The organism is Streptomyces sp. NPDC088252 (assembly GCF_044740965.1).
Classification (GTDB): domain Bacteria; phylum Actinomycetota; class Actinomycetes; order Streptomycetales; family Streptomycetaceae; genus Streptomyces.
On the sequence record NZ_JBIURS010000002.1, the window covers coordinates 220,208 to 240,491 of the forward strand.

A 20,284-nucleotide genomic window follows, 5' to 3' on the forward strand; every position below is an offset into this window, starting at 1 on the left:
CCCCGGGGTGCTGGCTGTTGCGCGTCGGCATCACGAGGCTCCCCGCGCTCCGCTGCGGCGTCAGCGTGCGAGATCGGCCAGGCCGCGGAGCCCTTCGAGAACCTCGTCGGCGGTGGGGGCGGCCGCCGGGTCGCTGAGGTGCTGGATCAACATGCCCGACATGAGCCGACTTGGACGCTGCCGATGGTTCTCACGGATTCCTCGGGGACCTGGTCCTCCGGTACGCCCCTGAGTATCGCCGCCATGCCCCGGCGCCCCTGGGCGGTGCCATCGGCCAGGGCTGCACGCAGTTCCGGCTGCCGCTGAGCCTGCATGAACAGCTCCACCGAGGCCAGCCACAGATCGGGGTGGGCCCCGAAGTCCGCGATCAACCCCTCCCACATCTCCTCGAAGTGACGCTTCGTGGAACCGTCGGCATCGGGGACCAGCGCCCGGCCCATCGCGTCCCCCCATTCATCGAGTATCTCGAACAGGGCCTGATTGAGCAGCGCCTCTCTGGAGCCGTAGTGGTAGCCGATGGCGGCCATGCTGACGCCGGCCGCAGTGGCGATGTCACGGACGCTGCTGCGGTCGTACCCCTTCTCCCGCAGACACGCCTTGGCGCCGACAAGCAGGGCTTCGCGGTTTCCCATGCCCCCGGACCGTAACACCGGGCCCGCGCGAACGCCTCAGGCGATCGATCTATACATATGTATTGCGCGGTCGCGCAAAGTCTTCTGCGGTCCTTGCCATGACATGCGCCAAGAACGTCTCCAAGTGGTCTGTCGCCGCTCTGTCGTTGGGGCTCGGAGTGTGGCTGGGACTCGTCCCCACCGCTGCTGCTTCCGCGCAGCCGGGACCGACCGGCAGTACGGTCGTCGGCACGACCCATGGCAAGGTGCGCGGCAGCGTCGACGGGCAGGTACGCAGCTTCCGGGGCATCCCGTACGCCGCCCCGCCCGTCGGCGAACGGCGCTGGCAAGCGCCCGAGCCCGCCGCTACCTGGACCGGAGTCCGTGAGGCGACCGCCCCGGGCGCCGCCTGCGCGCAGCCGCAAGGGCTCCCGATCGGGGTTCCCAGTACGAGCGAGGGCTGCCTCTGTCTGAACGTCACCACCCCGACCGAGACGGACGGCAAACGCCCGGTGATCGTGTGGATCCACGGCGGAAGCCTGATGTACGGCACCGGCGACCTGTACGGACCCGAGCGGCTGACCACCAGCGGTGCGGTCGTCGTCTCGATGAACTACCGGCTCGGTGTCATGGGCTTCCTCAGCGATCCCTCCCTGCCCCGCGCGGACGGCCTCGGAATCCAGGACCAGCAGGCCGCCTTGCGCTGGGTACGCGCGAACGCGGCTGCCTTCGGCGGCGCCCCGGAGAACGTCACGATCACGGGCCAGTCCGGCGGCGGCTACAGCGTCTGCGACCACCTCGCCTCCCCCTGTCGGCAGGGCTTTTCGACCGGGCCGTCGTGCAGAGTGCGCCCTGCGCCACCGGCGGCACCCGGACCGAGGCCGAGGCGGAGGCCGACGCCGAGCGGGTCGTCACCGCGGTGGGCTGCGAGCAGAACACAGCGGCCTGTCTGCGGAGGACGCCGGTGGCCGAGTTGCTGAAGGCGTACGGAGCGTTCAACGAGCCCCGTCCGGTGGCCGGGACGAGGCTGCTTCCGCTGTCGCCCGCCGCGGCCCTGCGTACCGGAAGGTTCCACCGGGTACCCGTGCTCGTCGGGGTCAACCACGACGAGGAACGCGGCCGTGTCCTCGGCCAGGAACTGGCCCCGGGTGCCTCACCCATGAAGCCCGAGGAGTACGAGCCCGCCATCCGGGAGCAGTTCGGCGACCGGGCCGACGCCGTGCTGAAGCGCTGTCCCCTGAGCAGGTTCGCCTCGGCGGGCGAAGCCGTGGCCACGGCCCGCACCGACGCGACATGGTCGGTCCCGACACCCGACACCGCACGCCTGCTGTCGAGGTGGACCCCGACGCGGATGTACGAGTTCAGCGAACGCGACACCCCCTGGTTCGAGGGATATCCGGCCCCCAGCTTCGACCCACGCTCCCAGCACATGGCGGAACTGCCCTACCTGTTCGACCTGGCCCTCTTCGAGAACGTCAAGGATGAGCAGACGGGGTTCCGCGACCGGATGCTCCACACATGGGTGGGCTTCGCCGCTTCGGGCAGGACGAGCTGGCCGACGTTCCTCGGTGGGCGTGGATACGTGCAGACACTGTCCTCCGAAGCCTGGCAGCGCGCGGACTTCGCGGCCGACCACGGCTACACCTTCTGGAAGATCCTTCGGTGATCCGGCTCCGGCAAACCGGTACGGCAATCCGCACCCCCTCGGTCACAGCCAACTCCTGCTGCGCGGCAAGCCCGTCGGGGGCGGCCCGAGGGCCGACGTCCTCTTCGAACCTGTCGAGGCGATGAAGACACGCATGCCCTACGACGGCCTTGTCATCCGGAGCGCATCGGCGGACACGTGGTGACCGATCCCGTCACAGCTCCGGTGACTCCGTCGGTCACGCGGGTTCCCCGCGAGGTGACGGGACAGGCCCATCAGCACTCACGCCACGGCGACCTTGGCCACGAAGGCATCCAGGTTGCCCCACATGCGCGCGCGACGCTCGTCCAGGGTCAGGGACTCCTCGTACCGCCCGGAACGCAGCCTCGGCTGCCGCTTGCCCCGCAGGTACAGGGGGCAGGCGAGGTCCGCGCACATGTAGATACCGACCGTGTTCCCCTCCCGACCCCGGGCGCCCGCCAACGGAGCGGCGAGCAGAGCGACCCCGGAGGAGGCGTGGCCCGTCAGGCAGATCTGGCACATGCTGGACTTCACCGCGCTGGTGCGGCCCACCGAGGGCACACGCAACGAGATCCCCAACGGACCCTGCTCCCGGGGCAGCACGAGATGCGCCCGCAGCGGCGCTCCCGGGTCCACCCAGCCCAGGAAGTCCAGCTCCTCCCAAGGCAGTTCGGCGAAGTCCAGCGGCAGCCGCAGCCGCGCCGCGTCGCCCTTGGTGCAGTTCACGAAGGACGAACGGATCTGTGTCTCACTGAGCGGTTCCACGGGCGACGACTCTAAGTCCGCCCCGACTTGGCCGCACCTCAATATCTGCCAGCAGAGGACCGCCCCACGGGGTCGGCCCGGTCCGGCCCGTCGCGGCACCGTGTCGTACGCACATCGGCCCCTCCTCCCACACCTGTGTCGATGTGAGCGCCCCCTGCAACAGCTACCCGATATGCACGGTTCGCACTCATATGCGAATCTAGTAGTGGCCCATCGTCCGAGATCCGCTACAGGAGGCACGATCGTGGGCAAGAAGCAGAGTCGGCAGAACCGGGGTGCCCGCACCGGCGGCCACGAACGCAGCGCTGTTCCTGAGACCAAGGAGCAGACGCAGCGGACGGCTCCCCGGGACACGGTGCACTCGATCTCAGAACAGGTCTCCCACCGGAAGCAGCGGAGGTTCGGCCACAACTGATCCCCGTAGATCCACGAGAACGCCCTCTGTGGCGGCAACCCCGTAAACCCGGGGTCGACCGCTCCACAGGGGGCGCTTTCGTGGGGCCCACGGTTCGGTCGCAGCGCGTGGCGTCCGGATCCATGAGGGCATGGAGACGAGGGGCTCCCTGACGACCCCGGCGACCCCACCGCGACCCCACCCGCCACCCACCCCGCCGACCCCGCTGTCCCGCACGCCGGGCAGCGGGGTCGGCGTCACCCCCTCCCTACAGAGAACCCATCGCTGCTGCCGGACGCTCCGGTTCGAGGCGAGAGGGCCCGCCGCGCCCCGCCGCATGAACACGTCGAGCACGCAGCGAGCGGCTTGAGGGGACGCGAACGACCGAGAGCCTGTCGGGTGACCTCGGACCGGATGGCGGACGCGGTCCGGTGCGTGCGATTCCAAGACGGAGAAGGGAGTCGACGCGGAGCGTCGGCGACCGACGACAACGCGGGAAGCGTACGTGCCAGGGTGTGGCCGCCCGGTCGGAGGCCACCCGACAGGCTCTGAGGCATCACCGACCCACCCGGCCCTGGGGCCCCCACGCCCGCAGGCCCGACTCCGCTGTCCGGATGCGCGCTCGCCGCGCGAAGATCCGGGCGCGTCGAGAGGTTTATCTACGCGCGGAGCTACCGCTACCGAACGATCATTCGGGCAAATCAGACCAGTTCTTGCTCAGCCATTACCGGCGAGTACCAAGAGCTGCTAGAAACGTGGCGCTCAATCAACCCCCCACCCACCCCCCACACTTCGGAGGGCTGACAGCCATGTCAGTACGGAGATTCTGGGCGTCCGCATCCACTCTGGTCCTCGCCGCCGTGGCCGCCCTGGGCATCGCCCAGCCGGCCTCGGCATCCTCCTCGGCCGCCGCCGGTGGGTACGTCGCTCTCGGCGACTCGTACTCCTCCGGTGTCGGCGCGGGGAGCTACCTTTCCGACAGTGGTGACTGCCGCCGCAGCACCAATGCCTACCCCTACCTCTGGGCAGCGGCGAACTCACCTTCCTCTTTCGCCTTCGTCGCCTGTTCGGGCGCCACGACGAGTTCCGTGGCCGGCAGCCAGCTGGGCGCGCTGAACTCCTCCACCGGCCTGGTCAGCGTCACCGCGGGCGGCAATGACGTCGGCTTCGCCGATGTCATGCAGGACTGCGTGCTGTCCAGCGAGGCCACTTGCCTGAGCAGCGTGAGCACGGCCGTTTCGCAGATCCAGAACTCCCTTCCTTCCGGCCTGAGTTCGCTCTACGGCTCCATCCGCTCGCGGGCCCCGCAGGCGCATGTCGTGGTGCTCGGCTACCCGCGCTTCTACCAGCTGAGCGGCAGTTGCATCGCCGGGCTCTCGGAGAAGGAACGGTCGGCCATCAACAACGCGTCCGACGTCCTGAACGGCGTCATCGCCAAGCAGGCGGCCAATGCCGGATTCACGTTCTCCAGCGTGGTCGACGAATTCACCGGACATGAGCTGTGCTCCGGCGACGCCTGGCTCCACAGCGTGTCGATCCCGATCTACAACTCGTACCACCCCAAGGCCGCCGGGCAGTCGGGCGGCTACCTTCCGGCCTTCCGCTCGGCCGCGTAGGACGCGGGCGAGGGAGGTACAGGAATGCGGCGGGTCGCCAGGGCACTTCCGGCGGCCCGCCGCGCTCCTGTTGCGTTCGGGCGCGGCCACGCTGTTCGAAGCCCCGGCGCGTCGCCACGCCCCACGGGCGGATCTCTCCGGGTCCGGGCGGCTGTGCCCGGTCGGTGCGGAACAAGGGCGAGCGGCGGCGGACTCCGGGTCACGGACGACCGGCCGGACGCCAGGCGGAGCGCAGTCGGCGTCTCCTGTCCCCCGTCGGGCGGTTCAGTACCGTTCGACGAGGTGCTCCCGGCCCGCCGGGGGCTCGTACGGCTCGGGCCAGAAGTCCGTGATCCCGGTTATCCGGCCCTCCTCGTCGAACGTGAAGAAGTGGATGGCGTGCAGCTCCTGCAGGCCGACCGTGAAGAGCGTCCGGACAGCGGCCTGCTGCCCCTCCCGGTCGGCCACGACCCGTTCGACACGGACGCGCCAGTCCCCCGGGTACTCCCGGTTGAACCGCACGTACCGCTCCTTCCCGCGGATGCGTTCGCGGGTCTGCGGCAGGTCGTACAGCACCCCGTCGGCGAGCGTCGTGGCGAAGGTGTCCCAGTCGCGGGCATCGGCCGCGGTCCAGTACGTCTCCACCGCGGTGCGCAGATCAGCAGTCGTGGTCATGGTTCGAGTCTGAACCCCACCACTGACAATCGGCCTTGAGCCCTGGGTCGGCCCTGGACGTCGGCCCTGGACATCGGCCTTGGGCCCTGGTACCGGCCTTCGGTCAGGAGTCGGCCGGGCGCGACGCCTTGATCGAGTACATCAGCGGGATGCGCGGACGATCGGCGGAAAAACGGTAGGAGCCGTCGTCCTGCCGCTCCAGCGACGGGAAGCGGGCGAACAGCGAGATGTCGTGCTCGTGCAGGAACTCGATCCGCAGCCCGGCAGCCGCCAGTGCCGACACCACGTCACCGATCGGGTGCTGCCATTCGACGCTGCGGTTGTGGACGGTCGGTGCGTCGAAGTCCGCGTACGTGCCCGGCGACTCGTCCACCCACGCGTCACGGCTGAAGTAGTCGTGCACGACCTTCGTGCCGGTCGAATCGTCGAGGCAGTCCGTGATCGGATGGAATTCCGCGAGGTAGAGGAAGCCGCCGGGCGCCACCAGCGATGCGGCGGTCTCGGCCCAGCGACGGGTGTCGGGCAGCCAGTTCAGCGCGCCGACACCGGTGTAGACGATGTCGTACGACGAGTCCGGCACGGCCTCAGCGGCGTCATGGACGTCGGCCGCGACAAAGGCCGCCCGGTCCTGGGTGAACCCTAGTTCGCGGGCCAGGCCGCGCGCGGTCTCGACGGCCGGTTCGGAGAAGTCCAGACCGACGACGTGCGCGGCGCCGTGCCGGGCCCAGGAGAGGGTGTCGACCCCGATGTGGCACTGCAGGTGCAGCAGCGACTTGCCGGTGACGTCCCCGACCTCGGCGAGTTCGAAGTCGCGCAGGGCGTCCTTGCCTGCCCGGAAGGATTCGAGGTCGTAGAAGTCGCTCATGGCGTGGATGGGGACCCGTTCGTCCCAGTGCGCGCGGTTGGCATCGTGCCAGTCGGCGGGGGTCGGAGCATGCATGTCCGGGAGGTTATCCACAGGCTGCGGACGATGCGAACGGATTGTCGGCGTTCCGGCGCAGAATGGGGGACATGACTGAGATCACTGGTTCGACGGCTCCTTCCGCCCCGACGACCGCTTCCGCACCGGCTCCGGCCCCGACTCCGGCATCGACATCGACATCGACATCGGCGTCGGCATCGGCATCGGCCTCCGTTCCGGAGTGGGAGCAGCGTTTTCGCGCGCCGCGGGTGTCGCTGCCCGACTGGGCGGAGGACGCACCGGACCGCGCGCTGTTCGTCTCCAATGCCACGGGCACGTACGAGCTGTACGCGTGGGACCGCGCCACCGGCGAGCAGCGTCAGGTGACCGACCGGCCGAACGGGACGACGGACGGCGTGCTGACACCGGACGGTGAGTCGATCTGGTGGTTCAACGACACCGACGGGGACGAGTTCGGGGTGTGGATGCGTCAGCCGTTCCGCGCCGGCGAGGGCGAGGAAGCGGTGGACGAGCCGGCGGCGCCCGGTCTCGGCGCCTCGTACCCGGCCGGGCTCGCGATCGGGCGGGACGGGACGGCGGTGGTCGGCCGTTCGACCGACGAGGACGGGACGACGATCCACGTCGTACGGCCCGGGGCCGCGCCCGTCGAGATCTACCGGCACCGCGAGTCGGCCGGCGTCGGCGACCTCAGTCATGACGGCACGCTGATCGCCCTGGAGCACACCGAGCACGGCGACGCGATGCACTCCGCGCTGCGTGTGGTGCGGTCGGACGGGTCGACGGTCGCCGAGCTGGACGACACCGAGGGCGGCACCAAGGAACTGGGCCTCTCCGTGCTGGGCTTCGCCCCCGTCGCCGGGGACACGAGGCTGCTGGTGGGGCATCAGCGCCGGGGCCGTTGGGAGCCGATGATCTGGGACCCGATGACGGGGACGGAGACGGACCTCGCGATCGATCTGCCCGGTGACGTGGGCGCCGAGTGGTATCCGGACGCCTCCGCCCTGCTGATCGTGCACGGCTTCGAGGCCCGCAGCGACCTGTGGCGGTACGAGCCGGGGGCGGGCAGCGCTCCCGTCCGGGTTGAGACCCCCACGGGTTCGGTGTCGGGTGCCACGGCCCGGCCGGACGGCACGGTGGAGTACCTGTGGTCGTCGGCCGCGCAGCCGCCCGTCATCCGGTCCACCTCGGGTGCGGTGGTCCTCGATCCGCCCGGCCCGAAGGCACCGGCATCCGTGCCCGTGGAGGACGTGTGGGTGGACGGGCCCGGAGGCCGCGTCCACGCGCTCGTCCAGCGGCCGGCCGCCCCGGCCGAGGGGCCGTTCCCCACGGTCTTCGAGATCCACGGCGGCCCGACCTGGCACGACAGCGACGCCTTCGCCTCCGGCCCCGCCGCCTGGGTGGACCACGGCTACGCGGTCGTCCGGGTCAACTACCGCGGCTCCACCGGATACGGCCGTGCCTGGACGGACGCGCTCAAGCACCGGGTCGGCCTGATCGAGTTGGAGGACATCGCCGCGGTACGGGAGTGGGCGGTGAAGTCCAATCTCGCGGACCCGGCGAAGCTGGTCCTGGCCGGTGGTTCCTGGGGCGGCTATCTGACCCTGCTCGGCCTCGGCACACAGCCGGAGGAGTGGGCCCTGGGCCTGGCGGCGGTCCCGGTCGCGGACTACGTCACGGCGTATCACGACGAGATGGAGGACCTGAAGGCGATGGACCGGACGTTGCTGGGCGGCACTCCGGAGGAGGTTCCCGGGCGCTTCGAGGCCTCGTCCCCGTTGACGTACGTCGACGCCGTCCGTGCGCCGGTCTACATCTCGGCGGGCGTCAACGACCCGCGATGCCCGATCCGCCAGGTCGAGAACTATGTGGACCGGCTGAAGGGCCGTGACGCGGTGCACGAGGTCTACCGGTACGACGCGGGGCACGGTTCGCTCGTGGTGGAGGAGCGGATCAAGCAGGTCCGCCTGGAACTCGGCTTCGCCCGACGCCACCTGGCCGCGGATGGCGCCTCCGCCGTCCCCGCCGTCTCCGCGGTCCCCGCCGCTGCCACCGTCCCCTCCCCCGCCCCTGCCGTCGCTCCTTCGAGCCCGTCCGGCGAATCGATGCCGGCCGGCGAGTAGGGACGCCCACCTCTTCCTTTCGCCCGGCCCACCACCGGCCGTCTCAAGCCCGTCGGGCAATGGAGAGCGAAGCGGAAGCGATGCGGCGACGGCCGACGCTGCGGGGCGGGGCAGGGCGGGGGTGGGCTGCCGGTGGGAACCACCGCGCGGGGACACCACGGGGCTCTCTCCGGGGCTCCGTCGGCGGCGATGCCGCGCCCCGGTTCGGCACCCCGCGCCGGGCGACCGGAGCGGGGACCGTACCGTGGAGGGGTGTACCGGTTCCTGCTGACCCCGCGATGGTGGGGGATCAACCTCTTCGTCGTGCTGGCCATCCCGTTCTGCATCTTCATGGGTACCTGGCAGCTCGGCCGCTTCGAGGACCGCGTGCAGACGCACGACGCCGCCGAGAAGCAGCCCGCCCCCGGCACGAGGGCCGCCAAGCCGATCGACGACCTCCTGCCCGTCGACACGGTGACCTCGGGCCGCCCCGCCACCGCCACCGGCCGGTACGCCGACCAGTTCCTGGTGCCCGGCCGGAAGCTGGACGACAAGAGCGGCTTCTACGTCCTCAACATGCTCCGTACGGACGGGGGCAAGGCCCTGCCGGTGGTGCGTGGCTGGCTGCCCGGCCGGCCCGGCCACACCGCCGTACCCGCCGCACCGACCGGCGAGGTCACGGTCACCGGCGACCTTCAGGCATCCGAGAACGCCGGGACCACCGGCGTCGACTCAAGCGGCGGACTCCCGCCCGGCCAGCTCGGCATGATCAGCGCCGCGTCCCTGGTCAACCTCGTCCCGTACGACGTCTACGACGCCTGGGTGACGCTCCAGGACACCGACGCCACCGGCTCGCTGCGTCCCGTACCGGCCGCCGCAGCGCAGGGCACCGGGCTCGACCTGAAGGCCTTCCAGAACCTCGGCTACACCGGCGAGTGGTTCGTCTTCGCCGGGTTCGTGCTCTTCATGTGGTTCCGGCTGGTCCGCCGCGAGGCCGAAGCGGCCCGCGACCTGAAACTGGGCCTCGTCTCGGACACCGATGCGGGCACGGGCTCGACCGCGGACACCGAAGCGGGCACCCGGCCCGCCATCGCCACCGCCCCCACCGATGCCACCGCCCGCACCGACACGACCGACGCAGCCGATCCCCATGTGAGCGCCGACGCCGGCTGAGGGCATACGCGTGAGGGGGCCGACCGGTTCAACCGGTCGGCCCCCTCACGCGTATGGCGTGCGTCGTACGCCGCATCCCCGCGTCACGTCGCGGGGGCGAGCACCCCGGTCCGGTAGATCGTGCCCGAGCAGGCGTTGGCGATCTTGGTCTCCGCGACCGGCGCCCCCGCCTCCGGCGTGTGGGTCACGGCGACGCTGCCGTCCAGCGTTCCACCGCCGTCCTCGCCGCCGAGCTGCGGAGCCGTCTCCGTGGCCCCGTCGGTGCTCCCCGCACCGGTACCGGCGGCAGCGGCACCGCCCGAGCCGCCCGCGCCTTCCGTCGGTGTCGGACTCGGTGAGCCTCCGGCGGTCGGACAGGTGTCCTTCGGCACCCAGGCGAACTTCACCTCGTACGCCATGGACGGCTTCAGCAGCACCGTCCCCTGCTCCTGCGAAGGGTCGGGCAGCCCGGAGGCCGCGTCACCCGCGGTGTGCTGGACGACCGTGATCCTCGCCGGGTCGGCCGCGCCCATCGCCTGGAAGCCCACGCTGCCGCTGCTGCTCACCGAACAGTCCGTGCCCGAGACATTGGCGATCCGGAAGGTCCCGTACACCGTGCCGTCGGCTCCGGCAGCGCCCGTCTCGGCCGAGGCGACCGCGAGTTGGCCCGGGTCGCAGGTCGGCATCGAGGCTGCCGCGGAGGCGGCCGGGTCGGAGACCCCGCCGGCCAGACTGCCGTCGGAGCCCTGGCCACGGCTGTCGAACGGGCTGCTCGTGCTCGTGGGCTGGTTCCGACCGCTGCCCTGCTCGTCGCTGCTGCCGCCGTTGCTCTTCCCGCCGGTTCCCGCACCGCTCTCGGTGCCGTTGCCACCCTGTGCCTGCTCGCCGTGCCCGGCTATCGCGGGATTGGCGGCGTTCGAGCCGTCGGAGTTCGCGACATGGACGAAGGCGGGGATCGCGGTGCCGATGAGCAGGACAGCCGCCGCCATGCCGACGACGGCCTGCCGCCGCCTGGCACGCCGGGCGGGCACCGCTCGATACAGGTGGTCGAGGGTGCCGTCGCGGGGTTCGATGTGCTGGACGGCCCCGTGCAGCATGCGGCGCAGTGCGACCTCGTCCATGCCCGTGCCACCGCCGTCTCCCGCACCGGAACCCATGCCCGTACCGGACCCCGTCCCCATGCCGGAGCACGCGCCCGCGCCGAAGAGGCTGCTCAGTCCCCCGAGCTCAGCCGTCACAGCCGTCCCAGCGGCCCCGGTGGCCTCGTCCGTCCCCCCCACGGACACGAGACCCTGACGCTCACGATCCGCACCATCTGCACGGAGCACATCCGCATCCGCGGCCGAACCGTCCCTGGCCGAACCGTCCCTGTCCGAGCCGTCCGCGGCCGAGTCATTCACGACCGTGCCGTCCGTGTCCGAATCATCGGTGTCCGAGTCGTTCACGGCTGATCCGCTCAGGTCCGAATCGTCCATGGTCGAATCGTCCGTGTCCGCGTTCACGTCCGGGGTGTTCTCCGGCCCGTCGTTCACAATTCCGTTTCCAGTCCGGTCAATCCGGGGCTCGTGCTCGTGGCCGTTGTCGTCCCTGCGATCGCGTCGGCTCATCACTGCGCCTCCATCACAACGCGCAACGCCGCGATCCCACGGGAGCCGTAAGCCTTGACCGAGCCCAGGGATATGCCGAGCGTCTCGGCCACCTGAGCTTCCGTCATGTCCGCGAAGTAACGCAGCACCAGCACCTCCCGCTGGCGCCGTTGCAGCCCACGCATCGCCTTGATCAGCGCGTCCCGCTCCAACTGGTCGTACGCGCCCTCCTCCGCGCTCGCCATGTCCGGCATCGGCTTGGAGAGCAACTTCAGCCCGAGGATGCGGCGACGCAGCGCGGAACGCGACAGGTTGACGACGGTCTGGCGCAGATACGCGAGCGTCTTCTCGGGGTCCCGTACCCGGTTGCGCGCCGAGTGCACGCGGATGAACGCCTCCTGCACCACGTCCTCGCACGAGGCGGTGTCGTCCAGGAGCAGCGCCGCGAGACCGAGCAGCGAACGGTAATGGGCGCGATAGGTCTCGGTGAGGTGGTCGACCGTGGTTCCGGCAGCCACGCTCTCCTCAGCGCCCTCGCGCTGCGACGGCAGCCGCGCCGGACGCGCAGCGGGCATGGGCGCGATCACCGGCATACCGCCGGGTGCGCGGGGCCGTCTGAGCGGACGCACCGAAGCGCCGCGCAGGGGGCCCACCACTGTGATATCGAGAACCTCTGCCACGCCAGTTGGACACGTTTCCCCCCGTCAGGGTTGTACGCGCGCGGCACCGCGTTTGACGCAGTGCGACATGCCCTCATACGTACCTGCTCTTCCCCAAATGCCCCGAATATGCGCCCCGCCGCGCAAGAGGTGACCGCATAGACGCGCGCTTTCCGGCCAACGGTTGCAGTGGGCCGGAAGGTCATCGTCGGACACCTCAACACCCCAGCTCAAGAGGTTCAGACCTTCAACTTGCTCACAGGGCATTCACAGAGAGTACAAAACAGGTTCGATCAGGACCGGGGGAATTCGGCGGCCACCGACTCGGCGATCTGCGCCACGTTCAAGGCCGCGCCCTTACGGAGGTTGTCGCCGCAGACGAACAGTTCCAGACACCGGGGATCGTCCAGCGACCTGCGCACCCGCCCGACCCAGGTCGGATCGGTACCGACGACGTCGGACGGCGTCGGGAAGTCCCCTGCCGCCGGGCTGTCGTAGAGCACGACACCGGGCGCCGTCGCCAGGATCTCGTGGGCCCGGTCGACCGCGATCTCGCTCTCGAACCGCGCGTGCACGGACATCGAGTGCGTCGCGATGACGGGCACGTACACACAGGTCGCCGCCACCCGCAGGCTCGGCAGGTCCAGGATCTTGCGGCACTCCTGGCGGATCGCCAGTTCCTCCGACGACCAGCCGTCCCCGGCCTCGGTCCCGGCCCAGGGCACCACGTTGAGGGCCACCGGCGCGGCGAAGGGACTGCCTTCCGTGTCCCCCACGGCCCGGCGTACGTCTCCGGGCTTCGTCCCCAGCTCCGTACCGGCCACCATCGACAGCTGTTCGCGCAGCGCCGCGACGCCGTCGCGGCCCTCCCCGCTCACGGCCTGGTACGAGGAGACGACCAGTTCCCGGACCCCGAATTCGGCGTGCAGCGCACCGACCGCGACGATCAGCGAGAGCGTCGTGCAGTTCGGGCTCGCGACGATGCCGCGCGGCCTGATCCGTACGGCATGCGGATTGATCTCGGGCACGACCAGCGGAACGTCCGCGTCCAGCCGGAACGCGGCGGAGTCGTCGATGACGACCGTGCCCTTGGCGGCGGCGATCGGCGCCCACTGCGCGGAGACGTCGTCGGGCACCAGGAACAGCGCCACGTCGACGTCGTCGAACACGTCCTCGGTGAGCGCGAGGACCTCGCTCTCCTCACCGCGCACGACCAGCTTGCGGCCGGCCGAACGCGGCGAGGCGATCAGCTTCACCTCGCCCCAGACATCCGCGTGCTGCGAAAGGATCTGGAGCATGACGCCGCCGATCGCCCCGGTCGCTCCGACGACCGCGAGCGAAGGGCGGCGGGCAGTCATCGGCCGGTGCCCCCGTAGACGACGGCCTCGTCGGAGTCGCTGTCGAGGCCGAAGGCGGTGTGCACGGCGCGCACGGCCTCGATGACGTCGTCGGCGCGGGTGACCACCGAGATACGGATCTCGGACGTGGAGATCAGCTCGATGTTCACCCCGGCGTCCGACAGCGCCTCGAAGAAGCCCGCCGTGACACCCGGGTTGGTCTTCATCCCGGCGCCGACCAGGGAGATCTTCGCGATCTGGTCGTCGTAGCGCAGCGACTCGAAGCCGATGGTGCCGCGGTTGCGCTCCAGGGCGTCGATGGCCTTGCGGCCCTCGGCCTTCGGCAGCGTGAACGAGATGTCGGTCAGACCGGTCGACGCGGCGGAGACGTTCTGCACCACCATGTCGATGTTGACCTCGGCATTCGCGATGGCGCGGAAGATCGCGGCGGCCTCGCCCGGCTTGTCGGGCACGCCGACGACGGTGATCTTGGCCTCGGAGACGTCATGGGCGACTCCGGAGATGATCGCGTGCTCCACCTTCTGGTCCCCTTGCGGCTCGTTGCTGACCCAGGTTCCGCGCAGTCCGGAGAAGGACGAGCGGACGTGGATCGGAATGTTGTAGCGGCGTGCGTACTCCACGCACCGGTGCAGCAGCACCTTGGAGCCGGACGCGGCCAGCTCCAGCATGTCCTCGAAGGAGATCCAGTCGATCTTCCGGGCCTTCTTGACGACCCGCGGGTCGGCGGTGAAGACACCGTCCACATCGGTGTAGATCTCACAGACCTCGGCATCCAGCGCGGCGGCCAGTGCGACCGCGGTGGTGTCGGACCCGCCGCGGCCGAGAGTGGTGATGTCCTTCTTGTCCTGGGACACACCCTGGAACCCCGCGACGATCGCGATGTTCCCCTCGTCCAGCGCCGTACGGATACGGCCCGGCGTCACATCGATGATGCGCGCTTTGTTGTGGACCGAGTCGGTGATGACGCCTGCCTGGCTCCCGGTGAACGACTGGGCCTCGTGGCCCAGGTTTTTGATCGCCATCGCCAGCAGGGCCATGGAGATCCGCTCTCCGGCGGTCAGCAGCATGTCGAACTCACGCCCGGCAGGGATCGGGGATACCTGCCCGGCGAGATCGATCAACTCGTCCGTCGTGTCGCCCATCGCAGACACCACGACAACCACCTGGTTGCCGTTCTTCTTGGCATCGACGATTCGCTTGGCGACGCGCTTGATGCCTTCGGCATCGGCTACGGAGGAGCCTCCGTACTTCTGCACGACAAGGCCCACGTGCGCTCCTCGCTCAGTCCATTACTGCGGTCGGCTCAGTTTAACGAGCAGTCCGGAAACGCCCCGCCGATATCACATGGTGAGATGTCCCGCTCAGCACGTGATCATCGGCGTGTCGCTCCGAACTGCTCGTACGGGGCTGCTGCCCGCCGATCGGGTGCGCACTCCCTCATGTGGTCCAGCCCACACATATGGCGAGCCGGGCCCTCGATTCAGGAGCCGCCCCCTCCAGCGTGGACCGGAACCCCACAGTCCGCCCCTCGGAGGCCCCCACCATGCGTATGCCGTCCCCATGTGCTCACCGACTCCCTGCGCTCCTCGCGCCGGTCACCGTCCCCCTGGCCGCTTCTCCCGTCCACGCGGGCGGGTGACCTGCGGTGCGACGGGGGTGAGCGGGGGCCGGGACAACCCCTAGGCTGATCCGCGTGACGGACTGGCGGAACCTCCTTCTCGACGACACCGTTCGCCCCACACCGGAGCTGGTCGCCGAGCTCAGTGCCGGTCTGCGCTCCGCCGACCCGGTCGTCCGGGACGAGCAGGCATACGTGCTGCTGAGCCGCTGGATCCCCGATCTCCCGTCGGCGATACGGGCTTCTCTCGGCTCCGAGATGGCGACCCGTTTCACCGACCCCGAGATTCAGAGCAGGACATTCGCACCTCTGATCCTCACGGCACTGGTACGGCGGGGTGACTACGACCGGAGTTGGGAGACCGCGTTCGCCCGGTGGTATCCGGCCGAGACGGACCTTCGGGGGTACGACGCGAAGCTTGGCTGGCTGCACGCCGTCGCCCACGGGGCCGATCTCCTGGGCGCCCTCGGCCGCTGCCCCCGGACCGACCCCGTACCCCTGCTGGACCTGGCCTGCGCACGGCTGATCGCGCCCACGACCCATCTCTTCGACGCCATGGAGGACGACCGGCTCGGCCTCGCGATCGCCCTGACCCTGACCAGGCCGGAGCTGACCGAACAGCAGTCGGTGGAGTGGCTGAAGCCGATCGTCGCCGACTTCGAGGCCGGAGAGCCCGGCCCCGTTCCCGCGCACGCCTCCAACACCATGCGGACGCTGCGGGTGCTCCACCTGCTCGCCGGCAGAGGGGTCCGGCCGCACCCGTACACCGGCGAACCGCTGGTCCTCGGCCATGCCGCGGCGGTACGCGAGGCCGTGGCGGCGGCACTCGCCGTCCCTTCCCCGTACGCCGGATAGCCGCACAGCCTTGAGGCGATCGCACCCGCGTCGTATGGCCCGGTCCGCACGAGGCGGTCGTACGGGGACCGTGCTGCGCACCGGAGGCCGATGTGGCTTTTTGCGCGGCCGAGGTGGTGGCCGGGGCGTCCGGCGTCCCGGCGCAGGGCGGCGAGCGCCTCAACTCATCGCACTCGGGGCCACGTCCGGATCGATCACGGTGGACGGCGCGGTGCACAGGCCCTTGGACGAACGCACCCCCGGAAGCCCGCGGGCGCCGCTGCCGGACCCGGCAGCCGTGGGCGCCCCCGGCCCGCAGTGCCCGACAGCCGGCGGGCACTACTGCCTACCGGCCTACCGGTCTACTGCACCGGTCGCAGGCCCAGCGGGCCCGCGATCTCCGCGGCCATCACCCGGCCCGCCTCCTCGGCCAGTTCGTCGTCGACCGTCTCCGAGTCGGTGTCCAGGCCGTCCAGTTCCTGGAGGGGCTGGTTGAGGCGGATGTGTGCGATCAGTGACTGGAGGGCGCGCAGGGTGGCGGATGCGGTGGAGCCCCAGTTGGAGAAGTAGGAGAACTGCCACCACCACAGGGCCTCGGTCGTGCGGCCCTCTTCGTAGTGGGCCAGGCCGTGGCGCAGGTCGGTGACCAGGTCGGCCAGGTCGTCGGAGATACGGGCCGGGACCGGGGCCTTGCGGGGCTCGTACGGGTCGAAGACCTCGGAGTACACGTCGATCGGCTCCAGCAGGGCGGCGAACCGCTCGCGCAGGCCGTCGGCGTCCGGCTCCGCGCCGAGGTCCGGCTCGTAGCGCTCGTCCGGGACGATGTCCTCGTACGCACCGAGCCTGCCGCCCGCCAGCAGCAGCTGGGAGATCTGGAGCAGCAGGACGGGGACGGCCTCCTCGGGCTCCTCGACCTTGGACACCTCGGTGACCGCGACGATGAACGTCTTGATCTGGTCGGCGATCTGGACGGCGAAGTCGTCCGGGTCCTGCGTGACGGAGTTCAGCGTGGCGTCAGACATCGAGGGGACCTCCCGTGGGCACGGTCGCGAACGGTGAGTAGAACATAGCGTCGCTGAACGTAAAGCCGTCGTGAGTCGATGCAAGAACATTGGACGTCGCGGTCGTGAATGCGGCGGGCGTCGCGGCCGCGAGTACGCCTGATGTCGCGGTCGTGAATGCGGCGGGCGTCGCGGTCGTGAGTGCGCCTGATGTCGCGGTCGTGAATGCGGCGGGCGTCGCGGTCGTGAGTGCATCAGACATCGAGCAGGCGCCTCCCCTCGAAGGCGCGGCCCAGGGTGACCTCGTCCGCGTACTCCAGGTCGCCGCCCACCGGCAGACCACTGGCGAGTCTGGTGACCCGCAGGCCCATCGGCTTGATCATCCGCGCCAGGTACGTCGCGGTGGCCTCACCCTCCAGGTTGGGGTCGGTCGCGAGGATCAGCTCCGTGATCGAGCCGTCGGCGAGACGGGCCAGCAGCTCACGGATGCGCAGGTCATCGGGGCCGACGCCCTCGATCGGGCTGATCGCGCCGCCGAGCACGTGGTACCTGCCCCGGAACTCACGGGTCCGCTCGATCGCGACGACGTCCTTCGGCTCCTCGACCACGCAGATGACCGTCTGGTCGCGGCGCGCGTCCCGGCAGATGTTGCACTGCTCCTGCTGGGCGACATTGCCGCAGACCGAGCAGAACCGGACCTTGTCCTTGACCTCCAGGAGGGCATGGGCGAGGCGGCGCACATCGGTCGGCTCGGCCTGCAGGATGTGGAAGGCGATCCGCTGCGCGCTCTTGGGACCGACGCCGGGCAGCCTGCCCAACTCGTCGATGAGGTCCTGAACAACGCCTTCGTACAACGGGAACGCCTTCCTTCTCCTGATCCTGGATGAGCTGAACGCCGAGTTCGTGTTCGCGCGGTCAGAAGGGGAGGCCAGGCATGCCGCCCAGGCCCTGGGCCAGCGGGCCCAGCTTCTGCTGCTGGAGCTGCTGCGCGTTCTCGTTCGCCGCCTGGACCGCGGCGACGACGAGGTCCGCGAGCGTCTCGGTGTCCTCCGGGTCGACGGCCTTCGGGTCGATCACCAGAGCGCGGAGCTCTCCGGAGCCGGTCACGGTCGCCTTCACCAGACCGCCACCCGCCTGGCCCTCGACCTCGGTCCTGGCCAACTCCTCCTGGGCCGTGGCGAGGTCCTGCTGCATCTTCTGCGCCTGCTGCAGCAACTGCTGCATATTGGGCTGACCACCACCGGGAATCACGGTCACTCCTGGCAATTCGACGACAAAATGTTTCGGTACGCCGAGCCTACGTGGTCACCGCGCAGTGCGCCCCACCCACTGGCGAGCAACTCTTTCGAGTGAGTTTCAAACAGCGTCGGGTGGACTCCTATACCTGATCACAGGCCCTGTACACCCCGGAATGCCGCGATTCCGACCCCGCAGCCCACCATTCGGCGGTAGGAAGGGCATACGCATCAGGACACCTAGGCACACCGCCCGTCACGCAAGGTTACGTACCCGGGACAGTCGGCCACGCCGGAGAGCAGTGATCAGCCCACCACCGAACACACACCACCACACATCAGGCGTCGCTACGCAGAATGCAGAGGAGTACCCGGTGAGTCAGCCGGAGATGCAGCCCGAAGGGGCGCCCCGCAACGAGCCCGGCTCGGCCGGCTCGGCCGGTCCCTCCGGTTCTGGCTCCGGCGCACGCGGCCGGGGTGCGCGGGGCGGGGATCTGACCGCTAAACCGTTCCCGCTCGGCAACTGGGGGGAACCGGCCGAACGCCTCGACGAGCTGTACCGCTGGGTCGAGGCCGATGCGCTGCGCACCGCCGACTGGTATCTGGGCGACCGGATCCGGAAGCGGCGCGGGGCCAGGATGCTGCGGATCGGCACGGCGGCCGGGGCGGTCGCGGGTGCCGCGCTGCCGTTACTCGATCTCACCGGGGCGCTGAGCGGGGCGGCGGGCTGGGGCTATCTGTCGCTGCTGCTGGGCGCCGCGTGCATGGCGAGCGACCGGTATTTCGGCCTGACCTCGGGCTGGATAAGGAACCTCGCGACCGCCCAGGCCGTGCAGCGACGCCTTCAGGTGCTGCAGTTCGACTGGGCGTCGGAGTGCGTACGGGAGGTGCTCGGCCCGACCGAGGGGACGGCCAGCGAGGCGGCCGAGCGCTGTCTGGGGGTGCTGCGGCGGTTCTCGGAGGACATCACGGAACTCGTACGGACCGAGACCGCGGACTGGATGGTGGAGTTCCGGGCCGGGCCCGCGCCGATGGGGATGCAGGCGCTGTCTTCGGGCAGCGGGAACGGGGGGCGTACGGACCAGGGGGTGCTGCCGGGACGGTTCCCGATGCAGACGATGACCCGGCCGAACATGCCGAGGCAACGGCCTCCGGAGTCACCGCGGTGATCCCACCGCGGTGACTGAGGAGGTGTGCGGCCCGTCCCGGCGCCACGGCCCGCCGCCTCCGGCCGTCATCGTCCGGCCGTCATCTTCTGGCCGTCGTCGTCCGGCCGTCATCGTCCGGCCGTCATCTTCTGGCCGTCGTCGTCCGGCCGCTGTGCACCTTCCGGCCGCTGTGCGTCTCAGCTGAAGATGATCATTGAGCCCTGGGCGAGGCTGCGAGTGGCCGCCGCGTGCAGGCCCAGCCAGACGTGCCGCTCACGCGCGAACGGACTGTCGTCGTACAGAATCGGGCCCGCCGGCTCCTCCAGGGAGGTCGGCGCGATGGGCGGCAGCGGGGCGGCCGGCGGATTCGCCGGGTCGATGCCGATGGACGGGGCGACGAACTCCAGCTCCCGCAGCAGCCCGTGCGCGGAACCGAGCGGGCCGCCGCCCGCGAGCAGGTCGTCGTCGGAGAGCGGAACGGCGAAGTCCAGCGGGACGTACGCCCCCGCGTGGTCGTAGTGCCAGACCAGGTGGGACTGTTGGGCCGTCACCTCGAACATCTCCAGCAACTGCTGGTAGTCCCCGCCCAGTTCGTCGACGGGTGTCACGGCGAGGCCGCTGAGCTGGAGCAGATAGGCGCGGCGCAGGAAGTGCAGCGCGTCGTAGTCGAACCCCGCGACCGGGGCGACGTCTCCGGTCAGGCCCGGCATGTAGGCGTACACGGGAACGGGCGGCAGTCCTGCCTCGCTCAACGCCCTGTCGTAGACGGCGATCTCTTCGGCGAACGGGTTGTCGGGGCTGTGGCACAGCACATCGACGAGGGGGACCAGCCACAGGTCACAGGCCACGAAGTCTCGCTCTCCCACGGGTGCGCATCGGAATCTTCAGACGGTCGGGCCAGCGTAATGCGGCGGGCCCGTCGCGCACAGTGGCCGATGCTCACGGGTAGGGGGCGGTGGAGGCCTG

19 protein-coding genes and 1 pseudogene are annotated in these 20,284 nt (G+C 70.1%); 7 read left to right on the plus strand and 13 right to left on the minus strand.

Translation table 11 applies throughout. The features are described from left to right. Positions 1-146 precede the first annotated feature (146 nt). Positions 147-632, minus strand: a complete 486-nt coding sequence (locus tag ACIOHC_RS04725; RefSeq protein ID WP_401841434.1) for a TetR/AcrR family transcriptional regulator — start codon at positions 630-632, stop codon at positions 147-149. A 98-nt stretch (positions 633-730) separates the two neighbouring features. Here ACIOHC_RS04725 and ACIOHC_RS04730 point away from each other — a divergent pair. After that, a pseudogene (locus ACIOHC_RS04730) lies at positions 731-2,277 on the plus strand (carboxylesterase/lipase family protein). Positions 2,278-2,538: 261 nt separating this feature from the next. Here ACIOHC_RS04730 and ACIOHC_RS04735 read toward each other — a convergent pair. Beyond that, positions 2,539-3,042: an FBP domain-containing protein gene (locus ACIOHC_RS04735; protein ID WP_351083165.1), complete on the minus strand. Its 504-nt coding sequence runs from the start codon at positions 3,040-3,042 to the stop codon at positions 2,539-2,541. A 244-nt stretch (positions 3,043-3,286) separates the two neighbouring features. On the opposite strand from ACIOHC_RS04735, the gene ACIOHC_RS04740 reads away from it, so the two are divergent. Next, positions 3,287-3,457 (plus strand): hypothetical protein, encoded by a 171-nt coding sequence (locus ACIOHC_RS04740; protein ID WP_351083164.1) that lies wholly within the window; start codon positions 3,287-3,289, stop codon positions 3,455-3,457. Positions 3,458-4,245: 788 nt separating this feature from the next. Continuing rightward, on the plus strand, positions 4,246-5,052 hold the full coding sequence (locus ACIOHC_RS04745; RefSeq protein ID WP_351086059.1) for an SGNH/GDSL hydrolase family protein: 807 nt from the start codon (positions 4,246-4,248) through the stop codon (positions 5,050-5,052). 264 nt (positions 5,053-5,316) lie between these two features. On the opposite strand, the gene ACIOHC_RS04750 is transcribed toward ACIOHC_RS04745, so the two are convergent. Further along, a complete protein-coding gene (locus tag ACIOHC_RS04750; RefSeq protein ID WP_351086057.1) occupies positions 5,317-5,706 on the minus strand; it encodes a nuclear transport factor 2 family protein in 390 nt (129 codons plus the stop codon). Positions 5,707-5,809: 103 nt separating this feature from the next. Beyond that, positions 5,810-6,646 carry a methyltransferase domain-containing protein gene (locus tag ACIOHC_RS04755; protein ID WP_351086055.1) on the minus strand — a complete coding sequence of 279 codons (837 nt, stop codon included), beginning with the start codon at positions 6,644-6,646 and terminating at the stop codon, positions 5,810-5,812. Positions 6,647-6,717: 71 nt separating this feature from the next. On the opposite strand from ACIOHC_RS04755, the gene ACIOHC_RS04760 reads away from it, so the two are divergent. Next, positions 6,718-8,748 carry a S9 family peptidase gene (locus ACIOHC_RS04760; protein ID WP_401841436.1) on the plus strand — a complete coding sequence of 677 codons (2,031 nt, stop codon included), beginning with the start codon at positions 6,718-6,720 and terminating at the stop codon, positions 8,746-8,748. A 252-nt stretch (positions 8,749-9,000) separates the two neighbouring features. Continuing rightward, complete coding sequence (locus tag ACIOHC_RS04765) at positions 9,001-9,900, plus strand: SURF1 family protein (protein WP_351086051.1); 900 nt, start codon at positions 9,001-9,003, stop codon at positions 9,898-9,900. Between the two features lie 83 nt (positions 9,901-9,983). On the opposite strand, the gene ACIOHC_RS04770 is transcribed toward ACIOHC_RS04765, so the two are convergent. The 4 genes from ACIOHC_RS04770 to ACIOHC_RS04785 form a co-directional block, all read right to left on the minus strand. Next, on the minus strand, positions 9,984-11,486 hold the full coding sequence (locus ACIOHC_RS04770; protein ID WP_389636157.1) for a hypothetical protein: 1,503 nt from the start codon (positions 11,484-11,486) through the stop codon (positions 9,984-9,986). Further along, positions 11,486-12,058: a SigE family RNA polymerase sigma factor gene (locus ACIOHC_RS04775; protein WP_351086048.1), complete on the minus strand. Its 573-nt coding sequence runs from the start codon at positions 12,056-12,058 to the stop codon at positions 11,486-11,488. Before ACIOHC_RS04775 ends, ACIOHC_RS04770 begins: the two co-directional genes overlap by 1 nt. Before the next feature lie 359 nt (positions 12,059-12,417). Then, positions 12,418-13,482 (minus strand): aspartate-semialdehyde dehydrogenase, encoded by a 1,065-nt coding sequence (locus ACIOHC_RS04780; protein WP_351086046.1) that lies wholly within the window; start codon positions 13,480-13,482, stop codon positions 12,418-12,420. Further along, on the minus strand, positions 13,479-14,750 hold the full coding sequence (locus ACIOHC_RS04785) for an aspartate kinase (RefSeq protein ID WP_351086044.1): 1,272 nt from the start codon (positions 14,748-14,750) through the stop codon (positions 13,479-13,481). The genes ACIOHC_RS04780 and ACIOHC_RS04785 overlap by 4 nt, the downstream gene beginning before the upstream one ends. 425 nt (positions 14,751-15,175) lie before the next feature. Here ACIOHC_RS04785 and ACIOHC_RS04790 point away from each other — a divergent pair, with 425 nt between their 5' ends. After that, complete coding sequence (locus tag ACIOHC_RS04790; protein WP_351086043.1) at positions 15,176-15,955, plus strand: DUF2785 domain-containing protein; 780 nt, start codon at positions 15,176-15,178, stop codon at positions 15,953-15,955. 341 nt (positions 15,956-16,296) lie between these two features. Here ACIOHC_RS04790 and ACIOHC_RS04795 read toward each other — a convergent pair whose 3' ends face one another. The 4 genes from ACIOHC_RS04795 to ACIOHC_RS04810 all read right to left on the minus strand — a co-directional run bounded on the left by ACIOHC_RS04795 (position 16,297) and on the right by ACIOHC_RS04810 (position 18,186). Continuing rightward, a complete protein-coding gene (locus ACIOHC_RS04795) occupies positions 16,297-16,956 on the minus strand; it encodes a DUF5063 domain-containing protein (RefSeq protein WP_351086041.1) in 660 nt (219 codons plus the stop codon). Further along, positions 16,949-17,197, minus strand: coding sequence for a hypothetical protein (locus ACIOHC_RS04800; RefSeq protein WP_365694471.1), 249 nt, complete (start codon positions 17,195-17,197; stop codon positions 16,949-16,951). The genes ACIOHC_RS04795 and ACIOHC_RS04800 overlap by 8 nt, the downstream gene beginning before the upstream one ends. Next, a complete protein-coding gene (gene recR / locus ACIOHC_RS04805) occupies positions 17,190-17,789 on the minus strand; it encodes a recombination mediator RecR (protein WP_351086039.1) in 600 nt (199 codons plus the stop codon). The genes ACIOHC_RS04800 and recR overlap by 8 nt, the downstream gene beginning before the upstream one ends. A 61-nt stretch (positions 17,790-17,850) precedes the next feature. Then, entirely contained in the window at positions 17,851-18,186 is a 336-nt protein-coding gene (locus ACIOHC_RS04810) for a YbaB/EbfC family nucleoid-associated protein (protein WP_351086067.1), read from the minus strand. Between the two features lie 373 nt (positions 18,187-18,559). Here ACIOHC_RS04810 and ACIOHC_RS04815 point away from each other — a divergent pair, with 373 nt between their 5' ends. Beyond that, a complete protein-coding gene (locus ACIOHC_RS04815) occupies positions 18,560-19,339 on the plus strand; it encodes an SLATT domain-containing protein (protein WP_351086065.1) in 780 nt (259 codons plus the stop codon). A 176-nt stretch (positions 19,340-19,515) separates the two neighbouring features. Here ACIOHC_RS04815 and ACIOHC_RS04820 read toward each other — a convergent pair whose 3' ends face one another. Further along, on the minus strand, positions 19,516-20,166 hold the full coding sequence (locus ACIOHC_RS04820) for a hypothetical protein (RefSeq protein ID WP_351086063.1): 651 nt from the start codon (positions 20,164-20,166) through the stop codon (positions 19,516-19,518). Positions 20,167-20,284 lie beyond the last annotated feature (118 nt).